This window comes from Streptomyces sp. NBC_00212 (assembly GCF_045206365.1).
Taxonomy (GTDB): Bacteria; Actinomycetota; Actinomycetes; order Streptomycetales; family Streptomycetaceae; genus Streptomyces.
In genome coordinates, this window is the sequence record NZ_CP108115.1 from 7,044,540 (window position 1) to 7,066,301 (window position 21,762).

General features: G+C 72.0%; 22 protein-coding genes and 7 tRNA genes. 20 read left to right on the forward strand and 9 right to left on the reverse strand.

Going from position 1 to position 21,762, the window contains the following annotated elements:
- Nucleotides 1-58 precede the first annotated feature (58 nt).
- From OHA17_RS32110 to OHA17_RS32150, 9 genes are all read left to right on the forward strand, one after another.
- The gene (locus OHA17_RS32110; RefSeq protein ID WP_406509423.1) at nt 59-706 is read left to right on the forward strand and encodes an HAD-IA family hydrolase; all 648 of its coding nucleotides are present in this window, start codon (nt 59-61) and stop codon (nt 704-706) included.
- 368 nt (nt 707-1,074) lie between these two features.
- Nucleotides 1,075-2,118 carry a methionine ABC transporter ATP-binding protein gene (locus OHA17_RS32115; protein WP_406509424.1) on the forward strand — a complete coding sequence of 348 codons (1,044 nt, stop codon included), beginning with the start codon at nt 1,075-1,077 and terminating at the stop codon, nt 2,116-2,118.
- Complete coding sequence (locus tag OHA17_RS32120; protein WP_053723597.1) at nt 2,115-2,783, forward strand: methionine ABC transporter permease; 669 nt, start codon at nt 2,115-2,117, stop codon at nt 2,781-2,783. The genes OHA17_RS32115 and OHA17_RS32120 overlap by 4 nt, the downstream gene beginning before the upstream one ends.
- A gap of 69 nt (nt 2,784-2,852) precedes the next feature.
- Nucleotides 2,853-3,704, forward strand: a complete 852-nt coding sequence (locus OHA17_RS32125) for a MetQ/NlpA family ABC transporter substrate-binding protein (RefSeq protein WP_398877561.1) — start codon at nt 2,853-2,855, stop codon at nt 3,702-3,704.
- A gap of 185 nt (nt 3,705-3,889) precedes the next feature.
- Nucleotides 3,890-4,546 (forward strand): GNAT family N-acetyltransferase, encoded by a 657-nt coding sequence (locus tag OHA17_RS32130; protein ID WP_053723599.1) that lies wholly within the window; start codon nt 3,890-3,892, stop codon nt 4,544-4,546.
- A 101-nt stretch (nt 4,547-4,647) separates the two neighbouring features.
- Nucleotides 4,648-5,862, forward strand: a complete 1,215-nt coding sequence (gene cbiE, locus OHA17_RS32135; RefSeq protein ID WP_406509425.1) for a precorrin-6y C5,15-methyltransferase (decarboxylating) subunit CbiE — start codon at nt 4,648-4,650, stop codon at nt 5,860-5,862.
- 339 nt (nt 5,863-6,201) lie between these two features.
- A complete protein-coding gene (gene cobT, locus OHA17_RS32140) occupies nt 6,202-9,600 on the forward strand; it encodes a nicotinate-nucleotide--dimethylbenzimidazole phosphoribosyltransferase (protein WP_406509426.1) in 3,399 nt (1,132 codons plus the stop codon).
- A 170-nt stretch (nt 9,601-9,770) separates the two neighbouring features.
- Nucleotides 9,771-10,991 carry a uroporphyrinogen-III C-methyltransferase gene (cobA, locus tag OHA17_RS32145; RefSeq protein WP_406509427.1) on the forward strand — a complete coding sequence of 407 codons (1,221 nt, stop codon included), beginning with the start codon at nt 9,771-9,773 and terminating at the stop codon, nt 10,989-10,991.
- Between the two features lie 120 nt (nt 10,992-11,111).
- Entirely contained in the window at nt 11,112-11,930 is an 819-nt protein-coding gene (locus tag OHA17_RS32150; RefSeq protein ID WP_053723603.1) for an RNA methyltransferase, read from the forward strand.
- Between the two features lie 22 nt (nt 11,931-11,952).
- On the opposite strand, the gene OHA17_RS32155 is transcribed toward OHA17_RS32150, so the two are convergent.
- Nucleotides 11,953-13,125, reverse strand: coding sequence for a serine/threonine-protein kinase (locus tag OHA17_RS32155; protein WP_406510870.1), 1,173 nt, complete (start codon nt 13,123-13,125; stop codon nt 11,953-11,955).
- A 200-nt stretch (nt 13,126-13,325) separates the two neighbouring features.
- Between OHA17_RS32155 and OHA17_RS32160 the strand changes: the two genes are divergently transcribed.
- A complete protein-coding gene (locus OHA17_RS32160) occupies nt 13,326-13,604 on the forward strand; it encodes a hypothetical protein (protein ID WP_386010188.1) in 279 nt (92 codons plus the stop codon).
- Nucleotides 13,605-13,802: 198 nt separating this feature from the next.
- Complete coding sequence (locus OHA17_RS32165) at nt 13,803-14,012, forward strand: hypothetical protein (RefSeq protein WP_053723606.1); 210 nt, start codon at nt 13,803-13,805, stop codon at nt 14,010-14,012.
- A gap of 264 nt (nt 14,013-14,276) precedes the next feature.
- Here OHA17_RS32165 and OHA17_RS32170 read toward each other — a convergent pair.
- From OHA17_RS32170 to OHA17_RS32190, 5 genes are all read right to left on the reverse strand, one after another.
- Nucleotides 14,277-14,351 (reverse strand) — tRNA-Val (locus tag OHA17_RS32170).
- Between the two features lie 46 nt (nt 14,352-14,397).
- A tRNA-Val gene (locus OHA17_RS32175) sits at nt 14,398-14,469 on the reverse strand.
- Nucleotides 14,470-14,515: 46 nt separating this feature from the next.
- Nucleotides 14,516-14,587, reverse strand: a tRNA-Val gene (locus tag OHA17_RS32180).
- Between the two features lies 1 nt (nt 14,588).
- Nucleotides 14,589-14,662, reverse strand: a tRNA-Cys gene (locus OHA17_RS32185).
- Nucleotides 14,663-14,700: 38 nt separating this feature from the next.
- Nucleotides 14,701-14,773, reverse strand: a tRNA-Gly gene (locus OHA17_RS32190).
- 191 nt (nt 14,774-14,964) lie between these two features.
- Between OHA17_RS32190 and OHA17_RS32195 the strand changes: the two genes are divergently transcribed.
- Genes OHA17_RS32195 through OHA17_RS32205 form a run of 3 tightly spaced genes read left to right on the forward strand, consistent with a single transcriptional unit; the run spans nt 14,965 to nt 17,718 of the window.
- Complete coding sequence (locus tag OHA17_RS32195; RefSeq protein WP_406509428.1) at nt 14,965-16,020, forward strand: chorismate-binding protein; 1,056 nt, start codon at nt 14,965-14,967, stop codon at nt 16,018-16,020.
- Nucleotides 16,021-16,842: an aminotransferase class IV gene (locus tag OHA17_RS32200; RefSeq protein ID WP_053723608.1), complete on the forward strand. Its 822-nt coding sequence runs from the start codon at nt 16,021-16,023 to the stop codon at nt 16,840-16,842.
- Between the two features lie 42 nt (nt 16,843-16,884).
- Nucleotides 16,885-17,718, forward strand: a complete 834-nt coding sequence (locus tag OHA17_RS32205; protein ID WP_406509429.1) for a GNAT family N-acetyltransferase — start codon at nt 16,885-16,887, stop codon at nt 17,716-17,718.
- A gap of 9 nt (nt 17,719-17,727) precedes the next feature.
- On the opposite strand, the gene OHA17_RS32210 is transcribed toward OHA17_RS32205, so the two are convergent.
- Complete coding sequence (locus OHA17_RS32210) at nt 17,728-18,246, reverse strand: DsbA family protein (protein ID WP_398882256.1); 519 nt, start codon at nt 18,244-18,246, stop codon at nt 17,728-17,730.
- Nucleotides 18,247-18,405: 159 nt separating this feature from the next.
- Between OHA17_RS32210 and OHA17_RS32215 the strand changes: the two genes are divergently transcribed.
- Both OHA17_RS32215 and OHA17_RS32220 read left to right on the forward strand, forming a co-directional pair.
- Nucleotides 18,406-18,855, forward strand: a complete 450-nt coding sequence (locus OHA17_RS32215) for a hypothetical protein (protein WP_398882257.1) — start codon at nt 18,406-18,408, stop codon at nt 18,853-18,855.
- A 156-nt stretch (nt 18,856-19,011) separates the two neighbouring features.
- The gene (locus OHA17_RS32220) at nt 19,012-19,185 is read left to right on the forward strand and encodes a hypothetical protein (RefSeq protein WP_162952646.1); all 174 of its coding nucleotides are present in this window, start codon (nt 19,012-19,014) and stop codon (nt 19,183-19,185) included.
- Between the two features lie 21 nt (nt 19,186-19,206).
- On the opposite strand, the gene OHA17_RS32225 is transcribed toward OHA17_RS32220, so the two are convergent.
- Together OHA17_RS32225 and OHA17_RS32230 are read right to left on the reverse strand one after the other, a co-directional pair.
- Nucleotides 19,207-19,764, reverse strand: coding sequence for a CGNR zinc finger domain-containing protein (locus OHA17_RS32225; protein ID WP_406509430.1), 558 nt, complete (start codon nt 19,762-19,764; stop codon nt 19,207-19,209).
- 195 nt (nt 19,765-19,959) lie between these two features.
- Nucleotides 19,960-20,376: an SsgA family sporulation/cell division regulator gene (locus OHA17_RS32230; RefSeq protein WP_053723613.1), complete on the reverse strand. Its 417-nt coding sequence runs from the start codon at nt 20,374-20,376 to the stop codon at nt 19,960-19,962.
- Between the two features lie 199 nt (nt 20,377-20,575).
- Here OHA17_RS32230 and OHA17_RS32235 point away from each other — a divergent pair, with 199 nt between their 5' ends.
- From OHA17_RS32235 to OHA17_RS32250, 4 genes are all read left to right on the forward strand, one after another.
- A complete protein-coding gene (locus OHA17_RS32235; RefSeq protein WP_406509431.1) occupies nt 20,576-20,977 on the forward strand; it encodes a TIGR02611 family protein in 402 nt (133 codons plus the stop codon).
- Between the two features lie 52 nt (nt 20,978-21,029).
- Nucleotides 21,030-21,101, forward strand: a tRNA-Val gene (locus OHA17_RS32240).
- 83 nt (nt 21,102-21,184) lie between these two features.
- On the forward strand, nt 21,185-21,679 hold the full coding sequence (locus OHA17_RS32245) for an SRPBCC family protein (RefSeq protein WP_406509432.1): 495 nt from the start codon (nt 21,185-21,187) through the stop codon (nt 21,677-21,679).
- Nucleotides 21,670-21,741: transfer RNA gene (locus OHA17_RS32250), tRNA-Val, on the forward strand. Before OHA17_RS32245 ends, OHA17_RS32250 begins: the two co-directional genes overlap by 10 nt.
- Nucleotides 21,742-21,762 lie beyond the last annotated feature (21 nt).

Here is a 21,762-nt window from a genome sequence, read left to right on the forward strand (position 1 = left end):
TTACGGGCCGAAAGGCCCGATGCGCTCACCCCCACCCCCACCCGTAGGGTCGGGAGACATGAAGATCCATGCCGAAGCCCTCCTGTTCGACAACGACGGAACGCTCGTCTCCTCCATGGAGTCCGTCACCCGCTGCTGGACCTCCTGGGCCCAGGAGTACGGGATCACCGCCGAGGACTTCGCGCGCGTGGAGCTGCACGGCCGCCCGGCCGTCGAGATCGTGGCCGACCTGCTGCCCGCCGATGCCGTGCCCGAGGCACTGGCCCGCATCGAGCAGCTGGAGGTCGAGGACGTCGCCGGGGGAGTGGTGCTGCTGCCCGGCACCGCCGCGCTGCTCGCCGCGCTCCCCGCGGACCGCTGGGCCGTGGTCACCTCGGCCACCCGCAGGCTGGGCGAGGCCCGGCTCACCGAGGCCGGCATCCACCCCAAGAACCTGGTGTCCGCCGACGACATAACCCGGGGCAAGACCGACCCCGAGCCGTTCCTGCTCGCGGCGGCCCGGCTCGGCGTGGATCCGGCGCGCTGCGTGGTGTTCGAGGACGCCCCGGCGGGGCTCGCGGCCGGCCGCGCGGCCGGCATGACGACCGTGGCCTTGACCACAACGCACCGGGCCGAGGAACTCGTCGCCGACGTCGTCGTGAAGGACCTCTCGGCCGTGTCCGCGCAGGCCACGGCCGGTGGAGTGGAGATCACCACGGCGGAGTGAGGTCGTCCGCATGGCGGTCCAGGGATGTCCGGTATTCGGACATCCCTGATCTGTTTCTGATCGCTTCTGCTTTACTTGCCCACATGACCACGACGAGCAGCCGCACCCTTGCGACCGAGGCGATGATGACGCCCGGTGCTCGTTGTATGTGTCGAATGTGCGCCTTCTGAGGGCCCCCGCCTGAGCCTCGCGCCCCGAAGCGAGACCCTGACGGCTGCGCCCGAACCCGTACCACGACGTACGGATTCGGCCCGCCCCGCGCACACCGTGCCCCCGGTATCCACCGATGAGGCCGAGCCGCGCCCCGAACACGTTTGCCCCGTGCCGGCATACCCCGCGCCGCGCACTCGACAGTGACGGAACTCCCTGTGATCACCACAACGGGCCTGACCAAGGTCTACCAGTCGCGCGGACGAGATATCACCGCGCTCGACGGCGTCGACCTGCACGTCCGCGAGGGCGAGGTGTACGGCGTCATCGGCCAGAGCGGCGCCGGCAAGTCCTCCCTCATCCGCTGCGTCAACCTCCTGGAGCGCCCCACCTCCGGCACGGTGACCGTCGACGGTGTCGACCTCACCGCGCTCGCCGGTCGCGGCCGCCGGGCCGGCAAGGACCTGCGCCGGGCCCGCTCCCGCATCGGCATGGTCTTCCAGCACTTCAACCTGCTGTCCTCGCGCACCGTTCAGGACAACATCGAGCTGCCCCTGGAGATCCTCGGCGTCTCCGGCAAGGAGCGCTCCCGCAAGGCCCTCGAACTGCTCGACCTGGTCGGCCTCGCCGACAAGGCCAAGGCCTACCCCGCCCAGCTCTCCGGCGGCCAGAAGCAGCGCGTCGGCATCGCCCGGGCGCTGGCCGGCGACCCCAAGGTGCTGCTCTCCGACGAGGCCACCAGCGCGCTCGACCCCGAGACGACGCGCTCCATCCTCCAGCTCCTGCGCGACCTCAACCAGCAGCTCGGCCTCACCGTCCTGCTCATCACGCACGAGATGGACGTCGTCAAGACGATCTGCGACTCGGCCGCGCTGATGAAGAAGGGACGCATCATCGAGTCCGGCACCGTCAGCGAACTGCTCGCGACGCCCGGCTCCGAGCTCGCCGCCGAACTGTTCCCGGTGACCGGCGAGGCCACCGGCCCCGAACGCACCGTCATCGACGTCACCTTCCACGGCGAGGCCGCCACCCAGCCGGTCATCTCCCAGCTGGCGCGGACCTACAACATCGACATCTCGATCCTCGGCGCAGCCATGGACACCGTCGCCGGCAAGCAGATCGGCCGGATGCGGATCGAACTGCCCGGCGCGTACGAGGAGAACGTCGTCCCGGTCGGCTTCCTGCGCGAGCAGGGCCTCCAGGTGGACGTGGTGGACGACGACAGCCAGGTGCTCGACCTGGTCGAGGAAGGTGCCAAGTGAGCTGGTCGGAAATGCAGCCGCTGCTGTCGCAGGGAACGTACGACAGCTTCTACATGGTGCTGTGGGCGACCGTCGTCACCATCGGGCTCGGGCTGCCGCTCGGTGTGCTGCTCGTCCTCACCGACAAGGGCGGGCTGCTGCAGAACCGCCCGGTGAACAAGGTCATCGGCGTGATCGTGAACATCGGCCGCTCGCTGCCCTTCATCATCCTGCTGATCGCCCTGATCCCCTTCACCACCTGGGCCGTCGGCACCTTCATCGGCCCCAGCGCCATGATCGTGCCGCTCTCCATCGGCGCCATCCCGTTCTTCGCGCGGCTCGTGGAGACCTCCGTCCGCGAGGTCGACCACGGGCTCGTCGAGGCCGTCCAGTCCATGGGCGGCGGCATCCCCACCATCGTGTGGAAGGTGCTGCTCCCGCAGGCGCTGCCCTCCCTGGTCTCCGCGATCACCACCACCGTGATCACCCTGGTCAGCTACTCCGCGCTGGCCGGCGCGGTCGGCGGCGGCGGCCTCGGCTCGGTCGCCATCACCTACGGCTACCAGCGCTTCGAGACCAACTTCATGCTCATCACGGTGGCCGTCCTGATCGCCATCGTCACCGTGATCCAGCTGCTCGGCGACGGCGTCGTCCGCCTGCTCGCCCGCCGCGGCCGGACCTCCTGAACTTCTCTCACAACGGCCCGAACTCCTTGTCCGGGCGTCACACCGCACCACCGGAAAGAGGCACTTTTCGTGCGTAAGAACACCAAGATCACCGCTGCCGCCCTCGCCACCGCCGCGCTCGCCGTCGGCCTCACCGCCTGCGGCTCCTCCTCCGACCCGAAGCCCGCGGGCGCCAAGGCGGACGAATCCAAGGCGCTGGTCGTCGCCGCGTCCCCGACGCCGCACGCCGACATCCTCAAGTTCGTCAAGGACAACCTGGCGGCCAAGGCCGGACTCAAGCTGGAGGTGAAGGAGTTCACGGACTACGTCCTGCCGAACACCGCCACCGAGCAGGGCCAGGTCGACGCCAACTTCTTCCAGCACAAGCCCTACCTGGACGACTTCAACAAGAAGAACGGCACCCACATCGTGCCCGTCGTCAACGTGGAGCTGGAGCCGCTCGGCCTCTACTCCCACAAGGTCAAGTCGCTGAAGGACATCGCCTCCGGCCAGACGATCGCCGTCCCCAACGACACCACGAACGAGGGCCGCGCCCTCCAACTGCTCGCCGCCAACGGCCTGATCACGCTGAAGGACGGCGCCGGCTCCGGTGCCAAGCTCTCCGACATCAAGGACAGCAAGGGCCTGAAGTTCAAGGAGCTGGAGGCGGCCACGCTGCCCCGCGCCCTGAACGACGTGGACGCCGCGGTCATCAACGGCAACTACGCGATCGAGGCGAACCTGAAGCCCGCCAAGGACGCCCTCGCCCTGGAGAAGGCGGACGGCAACCCGTACGCCAACTTCCTTGCCGTCAAGCAGGGCAACGAGAGCGACCCGCGCGTCCAGAAGCTCGCCAAGCTCCTGAACTCCGACGAGGTCAAGAAGTTCATTGACGACAAGTACGCGGGCTCTGTCATCCCCGCGTTCGGCCCCGCCAAGTAGCGCTCCCCGTACGGCAGGACGAAGGTCCCGGACACCCCGCCAGGTGTCCGGGACCTTCGTCGCAAACGCCCACCCGGCCATGCACGCCGAGGGCCCGATGCTGCATGCTGTGCCTTTACGGTCCCTATAGGTTGACGGGCCACGAAAGTTCCAGGGCCTTCGCGGCCTCCACGGCGGTCAACGGCATGGAGCGGCACATGACTACCCCCTTTCCGGTGTTCCCGGACATCTCCATCAGCACGGACCGCCTGGTGCTGCGCCCCTTCGAGGATGCCGACAGCCCCGCGCTCATAGAGATGATGAACGACGAGCAGGTCGTCGCCTGGACCGCCGTGCCCCACCCCTACACGGCCCGCGACGCCGAGGACTGGGTCCGCCACCTCGCCCCGCGCGAGCGCACCGAGGGCCGAGGAATCGTTCTGGCGGTCACCGAATTCCTCACCCAGCGCCTCGTCGGCATCGTCCACCTCCAGAACACCAACTGGCGCACCCTGGCCACCGAGGTCGGCTATGTCGTGGCGCCCTGGGCGCGCGGCGAGGGCTACGCCACCGAGGCCGTGCTCGCCGCCGCCCAATGGCTGTTCAGGGACCAGCGGTTCGAGCGCCTGGAACTGCGTACCGCCGCCGACAACACCGCCTCCCAGCAGGTCGCCCAGAAGATCGGCTGCATCAGCGAGGGCGTGCTGCGCAACGCCTGGATAGCGCGGACACAGACGGAGGACGGCGGCTGGACGGACATCCGCACCGACCTCATCGTGTGGAGCCTGCTCCCCGAGGACCTCGACGGCGTCGCCGACCAGCTCGCGGACGCCGGATACGCCTCCTTCACCGACTGGAACTGATCCCCGGCCACCGGCCGGAACGAAATTCCGGGGCTACCCTCACTGGTACCGGCCTTCGCCGGACCGCCCCGAGCTGCGACAACACCTGGAGACTGACGAAGATGGCCGACCGGGTCACGGTGATCGGCTGGGACGGCTCGCCCCTCACCCCCGCGGCCACCTCCGCCCTCTCCGCGGCCACCCTGGTGGCCGGTGCCGCCCACCACCTCGCACTCCCCGAAGTGCCGGCCGGCGCCGAGCGCATCCGGCTCGGCAGCGTGAGCCTGGCCGCCCGCCGCATCGCCGGCCACCGCGGCAGCGCGGTCGTCCTCGCCGACGGCGACCCCGGCTTCTTCGGCGTCGTACGCACCCTCAGGGCCCCCGAGCACGGCCTGGAGGTCGAGGTCGTGCCCGCCGTCTCCGCCGTCGCCGCCGCCTTCGCGCAGGCCGGGATGCCCTGGGACGACGCCCGGATCGTCGTCGCCCACCCGCGCACCCTGCGCCGCGCCGTCAACGTCTGCCGCGCCCACCCCAAGGTCGCAGTGCTCACCTCGCCCGGCGCCGGACCCGCCGAACTCGCGCTGCTCCTCGAAGGCGTCCACCGCACCTTCGTCATCTGCGAGGAGCTCGGCAGCGACCGCGAGCGGGTCACCGTCCTCACCTCCGAGAACGCCGCCGACCACGCCTGGCGCGACCCCAACGTCGTCATAGTCCTCGGCGGCGGCCCCGCGACCGAGGGCGACGGCTGGCTCGCCGGACCCCCGCCCGGCTACCCGTCCGCACCGCGCGGCTGGGCGCTGCCCGCCCGGGAGTACGGCGCCGGGCTCGGCCCCGGCGAATCCACCGAACTGCGCGCCGCCCAACTCGCCCGGCTCGGCCCGCGCATCGGCGACCTCGTCTGGGACATCGGCTGCGGCAGCGGCGCCCTCTCCGCGGAGGCGGCCCGGTTCGGCGCCGCCGTGATCGCCGTCGACGACAGCGCGGAAGCCTGCTCGCGCACCGAATCCACCGCCCGCCGCTTCGGAGTCCAGGTCCAGGTCGTCCGCGGCCGGGCCCCGCACGTCCTGGAGTCGCTGCCCGAACCCGATGTCGTACGCATCGGAGGCGGCGGCGCGGCGGTCGTGGAGGCGTGCGCCGATCGCAGGCCGGAGCGCATCGTGACGCACGCGGCCACCCGGGACGAGGCGGAGGCCGTGGGCGCCGCGCTGAGCGCCGGCGGATACGACGTCGAATGCGCGCTCATCCAATCGGTCGACCTCGACACGAGCGCCTGGTCGGAGCGCGAACGCTCGGTCGCCTTCCTGCTCTCCGGAAGGCGGAAAGAGAGATCCCTGTGACCCCTTGGGCGCGTCGCGGGGGTAGGCTGGCCGATCGTTGTACCGCACCCGGCCGTTCGGCGTTCCGCTCGCCAAGGGCCGGAAAACGGGACCTTTTTGGGACCCGTTCGCGGTACGGCACATCCGGGGGACGCGCAACGTGGCGCAGCCCACACGGTCCGTGGCCGAGACTGACCGCCACGGCGGCGAAGGCCCGCGACAATGCATGGTGTCGTTGATGCCTGCGGGCCGTTCGCAACCGCGCGGCGCACACGTTCTGAGCGACGGTGCCTCACGCGTCCAGCGTGTGCGGCCCCGGGCGCAGGCCGAAGGAGCACTACAGATGGGCGAGGGGTACGCATGACTGACACCGGCCAGGTCCCGGGCGAGGGACTGCCGGAGAACGCAGGCATGGTGGAACAGCCGGGCGCCCCCGCTCCCGGTGCCTACACCTTCCTCGACCCCTCCGAGAACGGTGCGGACGACGACGATCTGCTCCTGATGCCGGGCGCCCAGGGCGCCTGGATCGATCCGCAGTCCGCGCCCGCGCCAGCCCCCGTCCTGGCCCAGGTGCCACCCGGCCAGGCCGAGCCCGGCGCGCACGAGACCGGCGGCCGCGACACCGGCTCCGTCGAGCTCGGCGGCGTACGCGCGGCGCAGGCGCCCACGGCGTCGACCCCGCCGCCGCGCCGCCCGCTCCACCTCGGCCCGCAGGTGCCGGACGCCTCCGCCGGAGTCGTACGCTCCCTCGCCGACCGGGGCCCGGCCGGCGCCCCCGTGAACCCGGTGCCGCTGCGCGCCCAGGGTCCGCCGACCGCCGGTCCCGAGTATCTGGACATCCCGCGCGAGGAGCCCGCGGCGCAGCTGTCGGGACCGCAGCTCGGGGAGCTCCCGCCGCAGCCCGGTATGGCATGGACGCCTCAGCAGCGAACGGCGCCCCACGAGTCACTCAACACGCCCATGCCCCCTGCAGAAACGGTCGTCCCGGAGGAGTTCGCGGCCCAGGCCGCGGTTCCGGCCGTTCAGCCGCAGGCCGCCGAACACGCGGCGCAGCCCGTGGCACAGCCGGTCGCGCAGCCCGCCCTGCTCGTGGACCAGCCCGTTGCCCAGCAAGCCGTTCCGCAGGCGGCCCCGCAGGTTCAGCAGCAGCCCGGAGTGCCACAGCCGGTGGGCCAGTTCGTGCCCGTCGAGGGCTCGGTCCCTACCGGCCCGCACCTCGCGCCCGCACCGGTGCAGGCTCAGCCCGTACAGGAAGCGTCCGTTCCGCAAGCGCCCCGCGCACAGGACGTGCCGCAGCCGGCACCGGAGCCCGTCGCCCCGGTCGCACAGCCCGTCGCTCCGGTCGCCGCCGAGCCGGAGCCGGTCGCGCCCGCCGAGCCCGCTGCCCCGATCGCCGTCGGGCCCGTGGCCGCCGAAGCCCCGACAGCCGAGCCGGTCGCGGCGGGGCAGGCCCCGGCCGCTCCGGTCGCCGTCGAGCCCGTGGCGGCCGAGCCCATCGCCGTCGAGCCCATCGCGGTCGAGCCCGTGCCCGCCGAGCCGGTGGCCGTGGCCGAGCCGGTCGCCGTGGCCCCGCAGCCCGTGGCCGTAGAGCCCGCCGTGCCCGCTCCGGCCGCCGCGCCCGAGGCCCAGCCGGCCGTCGTGGCGCAGAGCCAGGCGACCACGCACGTCGCCGTCCCCGTGCCGCAGGCCGCTCCTAAGGAGCAGGCGGTGACCGTGCCCGAGCCTGCCCCCGAGGCGTCGGCGGCCGTCGCCGCCGAGCCCGTCCAGGCGCCCGAGCCCGTGCTCGTACCGCAGCAGGAGCAACCCCTGGCCGCCGAACCGGCCGAGGAAGCGGCTGTGACCGCTGCCGAGGCCGAGCCTGCCGAAGCCGCGTCCGCCGCCGAAGAGCCGCTCGAAGTGATCAGCGCGCCGCAGCCCGCCGCCGTACCGGAGGCCGCCGCGGAGCCCGAGCCGGAGGCGCCCGCCGAGGCCGAGGAGCTCGCCGAGGCCGAGGAGCTCGCCGAGGTCTTCGAGGCCGCCGAGCAGGCGCCCGCCGCCCCCGGCTACGACGACGCCGAGCGCGAGGCCGTGCTCCGCGTCATGCGCGAGCGCCGCGACATCCGCAACGGCTTCCGCGGCGACCCCATCCCGCACGAGGTGCTGCTCCGCGTCCTGGAGGCGGCCCACACCGCGCCGTCCGTCGGCCACTCGCAGCCCTGGGACTTCGTGGTGATCCGGTCCGCCGAGACCCGTCGCACCATGCACGAACTCGCCCAGCGCCAGCGCGAGGCGTACGCCAAGTCGCTGCCCAAGGGCCGGGCCAAGCAGTTCAAGGAACTGAAGATCGAGGCCATCCTCGAAACCCCGGTGAACATCGTGGTCACCGCGGACCCGACCCGCGGCGGCCGGCACACCCTCGGCCGCTACACCCAGCCGCAGATGGCCCCGTACTCCTCGGCGCTCGCCGTCGAGAACCTGTGGCTCGCCGCCCGCGCCGAAGGCCTCGGCGTCGGCTGGGTCTCCTTCTTCGACGAGCGCGAGATGGTCCGCGCCCTCGGCCTGCCCGAGCACCTCGAAGTCGTGGCCTACCTCTGTGTCGGCTACGTCGACGAGTTCCCGGAGGAGCCCGAGCTGATGCAGGCGGGCTGGTCCAAGCGCCGCCCGCTGTCCTGGGTCGTCCACGAGGAGACGTACGGCCGCCGCGCGCTGCCCGGCGAGGACCCGCACGACCTCCTTGAGGAGACCGTCTCCAACATCCGCCCCCTGGACGCGAAGGCGCTCGGCGAGGCCTGGGAGCGCCAGAAGCGGATGACCAAGCCCGCGGGCGCGCTCGGCATGCTGGAGATCATCTCCGCGCAGCTGTCCGGCCTCTCGCGCAAGTGCCCGCCGCCGATCCCGGAGCCCGCCGCCGTCGCGATCTTCGCCGGTGACCACGGCGTGCACGCCCAGGGCGTCACCCCGTGGCCCCAGGAAGTCACCGGCCAGATGGTCGCCAACTTCCTCGGCGGCGGCGCGGTCTGCAACGCCTTCGCCAACCAGGTCGGCGCAGAGGTCTGCGTCATCGACGTGGGCGTCGCCTCCGAACTCCCGGCCACGCCCGGCCTGTTGCCCCGCAAGGTCCGCGCCGGCACGGCCGACATGACGACCGGCCCCGCGATGACCCGCGAGGAGGCGATCGCCGCCATCGAGGTCGGCATCGAGACCGCCCGCGACCTGGTGGCGGCCGGCAACAAGGCGCTCCTGACGGGCGAGATGGGCATCGCCAACACCACCGTGTCGGCCGCCCTGATCTCCCTCTACACGGGCGTCGACCCGGCCGAGGTCACCGGCCGCGGCACCGGCATCAACGACGAGACGCACGCCCGCAAGGTCGACGTCGTACGCCGCGCCCTCGACCTCCACCAGCCGGACCCGGCCGACCCCATCGGCGTCCTCGCCGCGGTCGGCGGCCTGGAGCACGCGGCCCTCGTCGGCTTCCTGCTCGGCGGCGCCTCGCTGCGTACACCGGTGATCCTCGACGGCGTGAGCACCGGAGCCGCCGCCCTGGTCGCCCGCGCGATCGCCCCCGAGGTGCTCTCCGCCTGCATCGCGGGCCACCGCAGCGCCGAGCCCGGCCACGTGGCCGCCCTCAACAAGCTGGGCCTGCGCCCCCTGGTCGACCTGGACCTCCGCCTCGGCGAGGGAACCGGCGCCCTGCTCGCCCTGCCGGTGGTGCAGAGCGCGGCCCGCGCGATGCACGAGGTCGCGACGTTCGACTCGGCGGGCGTCACCGAGAAGTAGCCCGTAGAGGTACGAGCGGGGGCCGGGGTCGCTGACCCCGGCCCCCTGCCCGTGCCGTACCACCCGCCCGCCCCTTAGGCTGTCCGCGGGACCGCGAACCCCCTCCCACCAGCCGCTTCACCGCAGCAGCGGCACACCGCACGTCACTCCGCCCGAGGAGCACCGCCGCCATGGTCGAACACCCCGCGTACCCCGTAGGCCTCCGCCTCACCGGCCGCCGCGTCGTCGTCGTCGGCGGCGGCCAGGTCGCCCAGCGCCGCCTGCCGGCCCTCATCGCCGCCGGGGCGGACATCACCCTGGTCTCCCCGAGCGCCACCCCCTCCGTCGAGGCCATGGCGGACGCGGGCGAGATCCGCTGGGAGCGGCGCCGCTTCGAGGACGGCGACCTGGCGGACGCCTGGTACGCGCTTGTCGCGACCGCCGACACCGAGGCCAACGAGCGCATCTCCGCCGAGGCCGAGCGCTCCCGCGTCTGGTGCGTACGCTCCGACGACGCGAGCGCCGCCACCGCCTGGACCCCGGCCACCGGCCGCTCCGAGGGCGTCACGGTCGCCGTCCTCACCACCGACAGCCCCGACCCGCGCCGCTCGGCCGCGATCCGGGACGCCGTCGTCGAGGGCCTGCGCGACGGCACCCTCGTCGCCCCGCAGCAGCGCACCCGCACTCCCGGCGTCTCCCTGGTCGGCGGCGGCCCCGGCGACCCGGACCTGATCACGGTGCGCGGCCGCAGGCTGCTCGCCGAGGCGGACGTGGTGATCGCCGACCGGCTCGGCCCCCGAGACCTCCTCGACGAGCTCCCTCCGCACGTCGAGGTGATCGACGCGGCCAAGATCCCGTACGGCCGCTTCATGGCGCAGGAGGCCATCAACAACGCGCTGATCGAGCACGCAAAGGCGGGCAAGGCCGTCGTCCGGCTCAAGGGCGGCGACCCGTACGTCTTCGGACGCGGCATGGAGGAACTCCAGGCGCTGGCCGAGGCCGGCATCACCTGCACGGTGGTGCCCGGTATCTCCAGCTCCATCTCGGTGCCGGGCGCGGCCGGGATCCCGGTCACGCACCGGGGCGTGGCGCACGAGTTCACGGTGGTCAGCGGCCATGTGGCGCCGGACGACCCGCGCTCGCTGGTCGACTGGAAGTCGCTGGCGCAGCTGCGCGGCACCCTGGTGATCCTGATGGGCGTCGACAAGATCGGCGCGATCGCGCAGGCGCTCGTCACGCACGGCAAGAACCCGGAGACCCCGGTCGCCCTCGTCCAGGAGGGCACCACCGCCGCCCAGCGCCGCGTGGACGCCACCCTGGGAAGCGTCGCGGAGGTGGCCAGGGCCGAGGAAGTGAAGCCCCCGGCGGTCATCGTCATCGGCGACGTGGTGACGGTGAACTCCCGCGGGTGACCGCCGTGAACCCACGCCCGTAACCAGCGCCCGAATCTTTGCCCCTTCGCCCGTAACCACCGGTAACGGATCTCCGTCCCAGCCGTTGGCACCTCACCCAGGACAAGGCAGTATCACCCTGTGGCCGATCTCATCACCGTCGAGGACCCCGACGACCCCCGCCTGCGCGACTACACGGGCCTGACCGACGTGGAGCTGCGGCGCCGCCGCGAACCCGCCGAAGGCCTCTTCATCGCCGAGGGCGAGAAGGTCATCAGACGGGCCAAGGACGCCGGCTACGAGATGCGCTCGATGCTGCTCTCGGCCAAGTGGGTCGACGTCATGCGGGACGTCATCGACGAGCTCCCGGCGCCCGTGTACGCGGTGAGCCCGGACCTCGCCGAACGTGTCACCGGCTACCACGTGCACCGGGGGGCGCTCGCCTCGATGCAGCGCAAGCCGCTGCCGGCCGCCGACGAACTCCTCACCACCGCCCGCCGGGTGGTGGTCATGGAGGCGGTCAACGACCACACCAACATCGGTGCGATCTTCCGCAGCGCCGCCGCCCTCGGCATGGACGCGGTCCTGCTCTCGCCGGACTGCGCGGACCCGCTGTACCGGCGCTCGGTGAAGGTCTCGATGGGCGCGGTCTTCTCGGTCCCGTACGCCCGCCTGGAATCGTGGCCCAAGGGCCTGGAATCGGTCCGCGGGGCGGGCTACAGGCTGCTGGCCCTGACCCCCGACGAGAAGGCCTCCGACATCGAGGACGCCGCCCCGCACAAGCTCGACAAGGTGGCCCTGATGCTCGGCGCGGAGGGCGACGGCCTCTCGACCCAGGCCCTTGTGGCCGCGGACGAGTGGGTACGCATCCCGATGGCCCACGGAGTCGACTCCCTGAACGTGGGCGCGGCGGCGGCGGTGGCGTTCTACGCGGTGGCGACGGGCAGGCCGACTGCCTGAGCGCCCCTTGGGCGTGCGGGGCTCAGAACTGCTTGACCGCAGCGATCCCCAGCAGCACGATCAGCGTCACCAGCACGAACACGGTGAGCCGCTGCCGCAGCAGCCGGGGGTTGGCGGGCCGCAGCCCGCCGGAGGTGCGGGACCCGGGCCGAGTGCCCGGACGCCCGCCGGGCCGGGAGGCGTTGCTGCGCGGCCCACCGGGACGCGAGCCCCCCGTGCGCGGCGCGGGCCGGGCCGCCGGGGCCCCAGTGCCCCGCCCGGCCTCGGTGTAGCGCTGGGTCCGGTCGTCGAGCCGCCCCGTGGGCCGGTCGAGCTCGACCCGCTCGCGCTGAGCCGGCGGCCGCGCCTCCGCGACCTGCCCGTGCAGCCCGCCCTGGGCCTCCCGCGCGGCGATCTCCTTGAGCCGCATGGAGAGCTGGAGCGTGCTGGGCCGCTCCTCGGGGTCCTTCGCCAGGCACGCCCGGACCAGCGGGGCCAGCGCGTCCGGCACGCCGCGCAGCTGCGCTTCCTCGTGCACCACGCGGTAGAGCATCACCTCGGAACTGCCGTGCCCGAAGGGCGAGTCGCCCATCGCGGCGTACGCCAGCGTCGCGCCGAGCGAGAAGACGTCGGTGGCCGGCGTGACCGCGGCGCCGCGCACCTGCTCGGGGGCGAGGAAGCCGGGGGAGCCGACGGCGGTGCCGACATGGGTCAGCGTCGAGGCACCGGTGGCCCACGCGATGCCGAAGTCGATGATCCTGGGCCCCTTCGGGGACAGCAGGATGTTGGACGGCTTGAGGTCCCGGTGGACGACTCCGGCCTCGTGCACCGCGACGAGCCCCTCGGACAGCGCGGCCCCGATCGCGGCGGCCTCGGAGGCCGTCAGCGGACCCTCCTCGGCGACCTTGTCGTGCAGCGAGGGCCCGGGGACGTACTGGGTGGCGAACCAGGGCCGTTCGGCTTCGAGGTCGGCGGCGACCAGCCGGGCCGTGCAACCGCCGCGGATCCGCCGTGCGGCCGAGACCTCACGCGCGAACCGGGACCGGAACTCCTGGTCCTCGGCGAGGTCGGGCCGGATCACCTTCAGGGCCACCCGCTGCCCGCGCCGGTCGGAGCCGAGGTACACGACCCCCATGCCGCCCGCGCCGAGACGCCGGTGGAGCCTGAACGAGCCGACGACACGCGGGTCCTCGCGCCGGAGCCGCATCATCGCCATTTTCATCCCCGCTGCCAGTCCTGTTGACGTGGCACAGCTTACGTACCCGTCGCCCGGTGTGCTCATAGGCCGCGCCCTCGCGGCCCGGGCGATTGTCAGTGCCGGGTGGGAAACTTGAAGAGTGGTCAGCAGCCCGTGGATCCAGGGCCGCTGACCCGTGTGAGATCTCAACGGTCCGTCGTAGAAGGGGGTTTGGATCTATGAAGGGTGACCGCGTGGAGATAGTGGTGGACGCGGGAGACACGACCCGGACGTACGAAGTGGTGGCAAGCCGGGCGGGGCGCAGGGTCGAGACGGCGGTCCGTCGCGGGGTGGTGGAAGTGAGTGAAGTCACGCGCAGCGGCACGGTAGTGCGCACGGCCCGCTTCATGGCCACCCGGGTGCTCGCCCTGGTCGAGCAGCCGGTCCCCAGGGAGGACGCGGGGGAGGCGGAGGCCCGTGCGCAGAGCCGCCCCCTCCGGGAAGACCCCAAGGCGTAGGGGGTCCGTCTCCACCCAGGGGAGTACTCCCGGGGGTGACGGCTCATCCCCTGGGAGGCCAGCAGATCGGTACGAGGGCATGACGTACGGCGCCGCACGGATCCCTACTGTTGAAGACAAGCGGCGGGTGGTGCACTCGTCCCCCGAGGTCAGACACCCGCCGCTGCCGACCAACTCAGAGACGTACAGGAGAGGACCATGGCGGACACGGCTGCGCGGACGATCATCCGCACGCAGGGACGCAGGGCGTACAGCGCCGCGTTCGGTGCCCGCCGGTCCGGCCCGCGCCATCCCTTGGTGGCAACGGCCATGGTCCTTCCCCTGGCGGCCCTGCTCGTAGTCGTCTTCGGCGGCTGGGACGCGGTGGTCACACAGGCGTCGTCCGTGGGCGTGATGCTGGGGCGCTGAGCGGCGCCCCGGACCCGGTAGAGCGGACCGGGTCGGGGACATCCGGCCATTACAGCCCCGTGGGGACGGGGGTGCGGCGGACGGCAGCAAAAAGGCGTTGCCCGATCGGCTGGGGAGCCGATCGGGCAACGCCTTTTACGCTTGCGGCGGGGCAGGCCCCGGCTGCCAACTGGACGTCCCGGCAGGGGCGTCCACCGCGCGGGCCGAACGACTGCGGGCCGAATGACAAAACCCCCGGCCTTCGAGAAGGCCGGGGGTTCCGGGTGGTGCGCGATACTGGGATTGAACCAGTGACCTCTTCCGTGTCAGGGAAGCGCTCTCCCGCTGAGCTAATCGCGCGGGACGGTCCCAAACCCTACGGGACCGGTTACTTCGCGTTACTGCGTGCGCGATACTGGGATTGAACCAGTGACCTCTTCCGTGTCAGGGAAGCGCTCTCCCGCTGAGCTAATCGCGCGGGACGGTCCCAAACCTTACAGGACCGGTTACTTCGTGTTACTGCGTGCGCGATACTGGGATTGAACCAGTGACCTCTTCCGTGTCAGGGAAGCGCTCTCCCGCTGAGCTAATCGCGCTTGGAGGTGGAGACGGGATTTGAACCCGTGTAGACGGCTTTGCAGGCCGTTGCCTCGCCTCTCGGCCACTCCACCAGGAGTGCATATGGGGTTCGGGAAGATCCCCCACATCGAGCGGACGACGAGATTCGAACTCGCGACCCTCACCTTGGCAAGGTGATGCTCTACCAACTGAGCCACGTCCGCTTGTCGTTTCCGTTTCGCTTGCGCGTCCCGGCGACGTGTTGAACTCTAGCGGATTCCGGGGCCAGTACAAAAACGCGTTTGTGCAGCGTGCTGCGTTGCGCCTGGTCCGGACCCCGGCCGGGGTCCGGCCGGGTGTTCGCCTCCAGGTCACTCAGGGGCACCCCACCTGCACCGGCCCTAGACTCACAACCGTGCACGACCTCGCTCCTCTGGCCCGCTTCGGCCACCTCGTCGCCTCGGACCTGCGTGATGTCACCAGCGACCCCGAGGCCCTCGACTCCGCCGGCTTCTGGGCCGTCTCCGCCGACTTCGAGGGCCGCCTCGTCTGCGCCCGCTTCGCGGACGTCCGCACGCGGCCGGTCCCCGAGCCCGTGCCCGGCGCCTGGCGCGGGCCCGCCGTCGGCGACTGGACGTCCTCTCTCGACCGCGCCGCGTACACGGCGGGGGTGCGCCGCATCCGCGAGCACATCGCGGCCGGCGAGGTCTACCAGGCGAACCTCTGCCGCGTGCTGACCGCGCCGCTGCCCGACCCGGCGGCTACCGACGTCGACGCGCTCACCGCACTGCTCGCGCGCGGCAACCCCGCGCCCTATGCAGGAACGATCCGGCTGCCCGCGCACGGGGTGGAGATCGCGACCGCGTCGCCCGAACTGTTCCTGCGCCGTACGGGACGGATCGTGGAGTCCGGGCCGATCAAGGGGACCGGGCGGACCGCGGCGGACCTTCTGGAGAAGGACCACGCCGAGAACGTGATGATCGTGGACCTCGTCCGCAACGACATGGGACGGGTCTGCGCCACCGGCTCGGTGACCGTCCCCGCACTGTGCGCCGTCGAGGAGCACCCCGGCCTCGTCCACCTCGTCTCCACCGTGCGCGGCGAACTGCGCGAGGGCGCGGGGTGGCACGAGCTGCTCGATGCCACGTTCCCGCCGGGCTCGGTCACCGGGGCGCCCAAGTCCAGCGCGCTGCGGATCATCGACGCGCTGGAGACGGCGCCGCGCGGCCCCTACTGCGGCGGCATCGGCTGGGTCGACGCAGACCGGGGCGCCGCCGAGCTCGCCGTCGGCATACGTACCTTCTGGGTCGACCGGCCGCACGGCGTGCTGCGCTTCGGCACCGGGGCGGGCATCACCTGGGGCTCGGACCCCGAGCGGGAGTGGGAGGAGACCGAGCTGAAGGCCTCGCGTCTCCTGGCGGTAGCGTCGGGCGCGTATGCCCACAGTGGGCACAGTGGAAGGACCGCGTAAATGCAGATCTGGGTCAACGGCGCTCTGCGCGACGCCGACGCCGCGCAGGTGTCCGTCCTCGACCACGGGCTCACCGTGGGCGACGGCGTCTTCGAGACGGTGAAGGCGACCGGCGGGAACACCTTCGCGCTCACCCGCCATCTCGACCGGCTGACCCGCTCGGCCCGCGGCCTCGGCCTGCCCGACCCCGACCTCGACGAGGTGCGGCGCGCCTGCGCGGCCGTCCTGGAGGCGAACCCCATGCCGCTCGGCCGGCTGCGGATCACCTACACCGGCGGGCTCTCGCCGCTCGGCTCCGACCGGGGGGACGCCGGGCCGACCCTCGTCGTCGCCCTCGGCGAGACGGCTCGCAGGCCCGACACCACCGCCGTGATCACCGTCCCGTGGACCCGCAACGAGCACAGCGCGGTGGCGGGCCTGAAGACCACGTCGTACGCCGAGAACGTCGTCGCCCTCGCGAAGGCGCACGGGGCGGGTGCCTCCGAAGCCCTCTTCGCGAACACCGCGGGGCAGCTCTGCGAGGGCACCGGCTCCAACGTCTTCGTGGTCGTCGACGGGCGCCTGCACACCCCGCCGCTCGCCTCCGGCTGCCTCGGCGGGATCACCCGCGCGCTGACCGTCGAATGGACCGGCGCGTACGAGACCGAGCTCCCGCTGGACGTCCTGGAGAGCGCCGAGGAGATCTTCCTGACCTCCACGCTGCGCGACGTACAGGCCGTACACCGCGTCGACGGGCGGCAGTTGGCCGCCGCGCCCGGTCCGGTCACGACGAAGGCCATGCGGATCTTCGACGAGCGGGCCGGATCGGATCTGGACCCGTAAAAGCTGGTGACGGGCGGCGCCGGGGCAGGTACAACGGCCTTGATGACCACCACCATTCGGCCGACCGAGCCGCTCCAGCAGGGCGCCGACGGCGCCAAGTCGCGTACGTACGACGTGTGTGTGAACAGCCGACGCGTCGGACTGATCCGCATCGCCACCGACACCTCGTTCGGGCCCCGCATGGGCCGGATCGAAGTGCTCCGCATCGACGAGGTGGACCGGGGCCGGGGGAGGGGCACCGTCGCGGCCCTGGCCGCCGAGGAGGTGCTGCGGGGCTGGGGGTGCGGCCAGGTCCGCCTCGCGGTACCGGCCGACGCCGGGGCGGCGCTGCGGATGGCCGGCGCCCTCGGCTACCTGGAGCGCAGCCGCAACATGGTCAAGCAACTCCCGCCCGTGGCACCGGAGTTGCCCGCCGGGGTGACCGGGCGGCCCATGAGCGCGGACGAGTTCGAGGACTGGCAGCGCGAGGAAGTGGAGAGCTACGCGCGCAGCTGGATCGAGCGGGGCGTGCCCGCCGCGGAGGCCCGGGACAGGTCCGCGGCGGAGCACCGCACCCTGCTGCCGGACGGCGTGGCCACCGCCGGGGCGCACTTCCTGGTCCTTGAGGACCGGGGGAGCGCGGTCGGCAGCGTGTGGGTGGCCCGGCGCTCGGCACCCGAGGAGGGCGCGTACGTCTACGACGTCGGGGTCGCCGAGGAGCACCGGGGCCGGGGCCACGGCCGCTCACTGATGCTGCTCGCGGAACGCGTGGCGCTGGCCGACGGCATGGACACCATGGGGCTGCACGTCTTCGCGGACAACACCCCGGCGCTACGCCTGTACGAGTCGCTTGCCTACCGGGTCACCAACTACAACCTCTACAAGCCCCTGCTCTGAGCCGCTCGGCTACTGGGCGAGCAGCCGGTCCGCGATCTCCTCGATGCGTGCGCGCAGCCCCTCCTGGCTCTTGCCGCCGTCCAGGCGCTCGTCGCCGATGACGTACGTCGGAGTGCCGGTCACGCCGATCGCCTTGCCCTCGGCCTGGTCGGCGTCGACGATCAGGATGTGCCGCCCGTCGATGAGGGCGGTCTCGAACTCGTCGGTGTCCAGGGCCAGTTCACCGGCCGCCTCGATGAGCGCGGGCTCGCCCTGTTCGGCGAGGCGCTCGGTGCGGGCGAGGACGGCCTCCACGTACGGCCAGCCGTGGCCCTGCTCGAAGGCCTCCTCGGCGGCCTGGGCCGCGGCGAAGGCGTGCTTGTGCTTCTCCAGCGGGAAGTGCCGCAGCCGGATGTCGAGGCGGTCGCCGTAGCGGGCGCGCAGCGCGCGGATGTCGTCGAGGGCGCTGCGGCAGTCGGGGCACTGCAGCTCGCACCAGACGTCGAGGACGACGGGGCCTGCGGTGCTTGAGGGGGTGGTGTCGCTCATGGGGTCCAGTCTCCCAGCAACCGGGACCTGGGGAGGATCCTGCCCCGGAGATCTCCCTGAGGTCGTGCCCGGCCGTGGCCCGCGGGGCGGGTTCCGGTGCAGGATGGAAGAAGCCATACCCCCCATGCCCGCCATACCACCCATGCCTGGAGGAACCGGATGCTTGCCGAGACCGTCTGCTCCGCCGTTTCCGCGGCCGGACTGGGCATCGCTGCCATCACGGCGTACCGCAAGCGCTTCCTCGCGGCTACGCGCATCGCCGCCTACTCGCTCGTCCCCGTCGGCCTCGTCATGACCGGTGTCGTGCAGTGGGTGTCCGGCATCGTCTTCAAGCCGAGCGTGTGGCTGGGCTTCGGGGTGCTCGGGGTCGCCTGGCTGCTGTTCATGACGACCCGGGCCATCGAGCGGCGCGGCGGCGGCACCCGCAAGGAGCGCAAGGCCGCCGCGGCCGCCGCCCAGCGCGAGGCGGTGGCCCCCGCGGCGTCCGCCCCCTCGCTCGGCGCGGGTCGCACCCCGGCCGCCCAGCCCGTACCGAAGGCGAAGGCCAAGCCCGCCGCGAGCGAGGACTTCAGCGACATCGAGGCCATCCTGAAGAAGCACGGCATCTGACGTTCCCCGGGCGCGCGGGGGCGCGGCGCCCGCGCGCGGCTGTGCCTCCGCGCGCCACAAGATCGGCTTCGCGCGCTACAAGATCGGGCGAACTGCCGCTGCTTATGGGCGTGTTGGTATACCCATGCGGTGCGGTTGGGTCATCATCGCCCCGAGATGCTGGACACTTCCCAGGGCTCCACCCCTGCACCGACCGACAAGCCGAGCGCGCCCGACCCGCAGGCGCGGGGCTGTCTCTTCGCGCTCTCCCAGCCACCCCTGATGATCTTTCTGGGGGTGATCGGCTGTCTGCTGCTCATGGCGGCCGTGCACGACCTCTTCCTGCTCTGAGAGCCGCTCTTGCGCAGGTGCTCAGCCTGCGGCTTCCTTGCGCCGGGCCCGGTACGCGGCCACGTGCAGGCGGTTTCCGCAGGTGCGGCTGTCGCAGTAGCGGCGGGAGCGGTTGCGGGAGAGGTCCACGAAGGCCCGTCCGCAGTCCGGCGCCTCGCACCGGCGGAGACGTTCCTGCTCGCCGGTCACCACGATGAAGGCGAGTGCCATGCCGCCGTCCGCGGCCAGGTGGTCGGCCACCGAGGCGCCGGGCGCGAAGTAGTGCACGTGCCAGTCGTAGCCGTCGTGGTCGGTCAGCTGCGGGGTGGTGCCGGCGGCCGCGACCAGCTGGTTGACGAGCTCGGCGGCGGTGCGGGCGTCGGGCGCCGCGAAGATCTCCGCGAACCTGCTGCGGACGCTCTGGACGCCCAGGAGGTCACCGGTGGAGAGTCGCTCCACACCGCTCACGCTGTGGTCCTGGACGAAGCCGTACAGCGCGTCCACGTCCGCGAGGCGGTCGCTGGCCCCGCTCTCCGGCGCGGTGTTCACCAGATCGACCACCATGTCGAGGGCGATCCGGGTGTCGTGAGGGATCAGCACGATTCGCTCCCTGGCCTGCGGCGGGCGGGCGCCCGTCGATGCTGGCCGACTCTAGCGGCTCGCGCGAACGGCGCACCGGCGCCGTCCCCCACGACGGCTTTCGTGGGGGACGGCGCCGATGGCTGCCGTTATGTGGTTGTCCGCGCGGCGCCGTCGCCCCGAGTCGGACGGCGCCGTGCGGCTCTCTGCCTGGCCTCAGTTGTTCTCGGCCAGGATGTGCGAGAGTTCCGTGTCGAGATCGAAGTGACGGTGCTCGGTGCCGGGCGGCACCGCGGCGTCGGTCCGTTTCAGGAACGACTCCAGGGCCCGCGCCGGGGCTTCGAGCAGGGCTTCTCCTTCCGGCGAGCTCAGGGCGATACAGACGACACCCTGGCCGTGACTGCGTGATGGCCAGACTCTGACGTCGCCGGTTCCGGTGGGCCGGTGCAGGCCCTCGGCGAGGAGGTCGCGAGCGAAGACCCACTCGACGGTTTCCTCGGCTCCGGTGTGGAAGGTGGCGTGCACGGCATAGGGATCGGCCGTGTCATACCGCAGGCCCGCGGGTACAGGCAGTGAGGACTCGCTCGACACAACGAGGCGCAGGTGCAGCTCGCAGCTGACCGTGGTGTTCATAAGCGCCAGGGCCTTTCGCTCAGTGTGCGCTCGGGGATTCGCACGTCGGCGAAATCGACATGCCACCTACGGTGCCGTTGTAAACCCCTCTGACCGTTTTGCAGGCGTTCACGTAGCTCGTACGGCGGACTATTACTTTGCGTTATAGGTCCATTTCGGTGAACCCGTTTCGAGACACCCGTCCGGTAGGTTGGAACGCATGGATACGGGGAGTGACGAACGGGCCGCCGCGGCCCTCGGCTCGCGTGCGCCGGCGTTCATCAAGGCGTCCAGGCCGCTGCACCTGAGCTGGCAGGTCGGCGTTTTCGTGGTGGGCCTGGCGGTCGTGGCCGCGGGCGTCGTGATGCTGCCGCTGCCTGGCCCCGGCTGGCTGGTGATCTTCGGCGGCATGGCGATCTGGGCGACCGAATTCGTATGGGCCCAGCTGGTGCTCCGCTGGACGAAGCGGAAGGTCACGGAGGCCACACAGAAGGCGCTCGACCCCAGGGTGCGGCGCCGCAACATCATCCTGACCGCGGTCGGCCTGGTGATCGTCGCCGCGCTCGTCGGCGTCTACGTGTGGAAGTTCGGCATCGTGGTGCCGTGGAAGATCAACGAGTGACCGCGCGTGGTCAAAGGCCCCGCTGACATGCGGTAATGTTTGCGGTGCGCCCGGGCGATTAGCTCAGTGGGAGAGCGCTTCGTTCACACCGAAGAGGTCACTGGTTCGAACCCAGTATCGCCCACCCGGACCGACGGCCCCGGAGATCATCGAGATCTCCGGGGCCGTCGGCGTTCCCGGCCCCCGCCCGTCCCGCAGACTGGGGGCATGGACTGGTGCCGCTACCGCTTCCGCAGTGTCTGGGACCTGCCCGCGGCGCCCGGCGTCGTGTACGCGGTCCTGGAGCGCGCCGAGGAGTACCCGCGCTGGTGGCCCGAGGTCCGCGAGGTCACCCCCGTCGACGAGCGCACCGCCACCGCCCGGCTCCGCTCGCTCGTCCCGTACGACCTGTTCGTCACCGCCCGTGAGAGCCGGCGCGATCCGGGGGCACGGGTCCTGGAGGTCGAGCTCTGCGGGGACCTCGAAGGGTGGGCGCGCTGGACGCTGTTCGCCCGCGGCGGCGGAACGCGGGCCGTGTACGAGCAGGAGGTCGAGGTGTGCAAGCCGCTGATGCGGCGGCTCGCGGTGCCGGGCCGCCCGGTGTTCCGGGCCAATCACGCGCTGATGATGAGGTCCGGGAGGCGGGGGCTCGTCCGCCTTCTGAATGCCGTTGAAAGCTGGGCCCGGGGGCCTGTATTGTTCAGTGCGTTCCCGGGCGATTAGCTCAGTGGGAGAGCGCTTCGTTCACACCGAAGAGGTCACTGGTTCGAACCCAGTATCGCCCACCGGGAAAGGCCGGTCCGTCA

Excerpts from the sequence above, each read along its gene's own strand:
- OHA17_RS32110 (WP_406509423.1), top strand. The coding sequence starts at position 59 with ATGAAGATCCATGCCGAAGCCCTCCTGTTCGACAACGACGGAACGCTC.
- OHA17_RS32130 (WP_053723599.1), top strand. The coding sequence starts at position 3,890 with ATGGAGCGGCACATGACTACCCCCTTTCCGGTGTTCCCGGACATCTCC.
- cbiE (WP_406509425.1), top strand. The coding sequence starts at position 4,648 with ATGGCCGACCGGGTCACGGTGATCGGCTGGGACGGCTCGCCCCTCACC.
- cobT (WP_406509426.1), top strand. The coding sequence starts at position 6,202 with ATGACTGACACCGGCCAGGTCCCGGGCGAGGGACTGCCGGAGAACGCA.
- cobA (WP_406509427.1), top strand. The coding sequence starts at position 9,771 with ATGGTCGAACACCCCGCGTACCCCGTAGGCCTCCGCCTCACCGGCCGC.
- OHA17_RS32155 (WP_406510870.1), bottom strand. The coding sequence starts at position 13,125 with ATGGCGATGATGCGGCTCCGGCGCGAGGACCCGCGTGTCGTCGGCTCG.
- OHA17_RS32160 (WP_386010188.1), top strand. The coding sequence starts at position 13,326 with ATGAAGGGTGACCGCGTGGAGATAGTGGTGGACGCGGGAGACACGACC.
- OHA17_RS32165 (WP_053723606.1), top strand. The coding sequence starts at position 13,803 with ATGGCGGACACGGCTGCGCGGACGATCATCCGCACGCAGGGACGCAGG.
- OHA17_RS32200 (WP_053723608.1), top strand. The coding sequence starts at position 16,021 with ATGCAGATCTGGGTCAACGGCGCTCTGCGCGACGCCGACGCCGCGCAG.
- OHA17_RS32205 (WP_406509429.1), top strand. The coding sequence starts at position 16,885 with ATGACCACCACCATTCGGCCGACCGAGCCGCTCCAGCAGGGCGCCGAC.
- OHA17_RS32210 (WP_398882256.1), bottom strand. The coding sequence starts at position 18,246 with ATGAGCGACACCACCCCCTCAAGCACCGCAGGCCCCGTCGTCCTCGAC.
- OHA17_RS32215 (WP_398882257.1), top strand. The coding sequence starts at position 18,406 with ATGCTTGCCGAGACCGTCTGCTCCGCCGTTTCCGCGGCCGGACTGGGC.
- OHA17_RS32220 (WP_162952646.1), top strand. The coding sequence starts at position 19,012 with ATGCTGGACACTTCCCAGGGCTCCACCCCTGCACCGACCGACAAGCCG.
- OHA17_RS32230 (WP_053723613.1), bottom strand. The coding sequence starts at position 20,376 with ATGAACACCACGGTCAGCTGCGAGCTGCACCTGCGCCTCGTTGTGTCG.
- OHA17_RS32235 (WP_406509431.1), top strand. The coding sequence starts at position 20,576 with ATGGATACGGGGAGTGACGAACGGGCCGCCGCGGCCCTCGGCTCGCGT.
- OHA17_RS32245 (WP_406509432.1), top strand. The coding sequence starts at position 21,185 with ATGGACTGGTGCCGCTACCGCTTCCGCAGTGTCTGGGACCTGCCCGCG.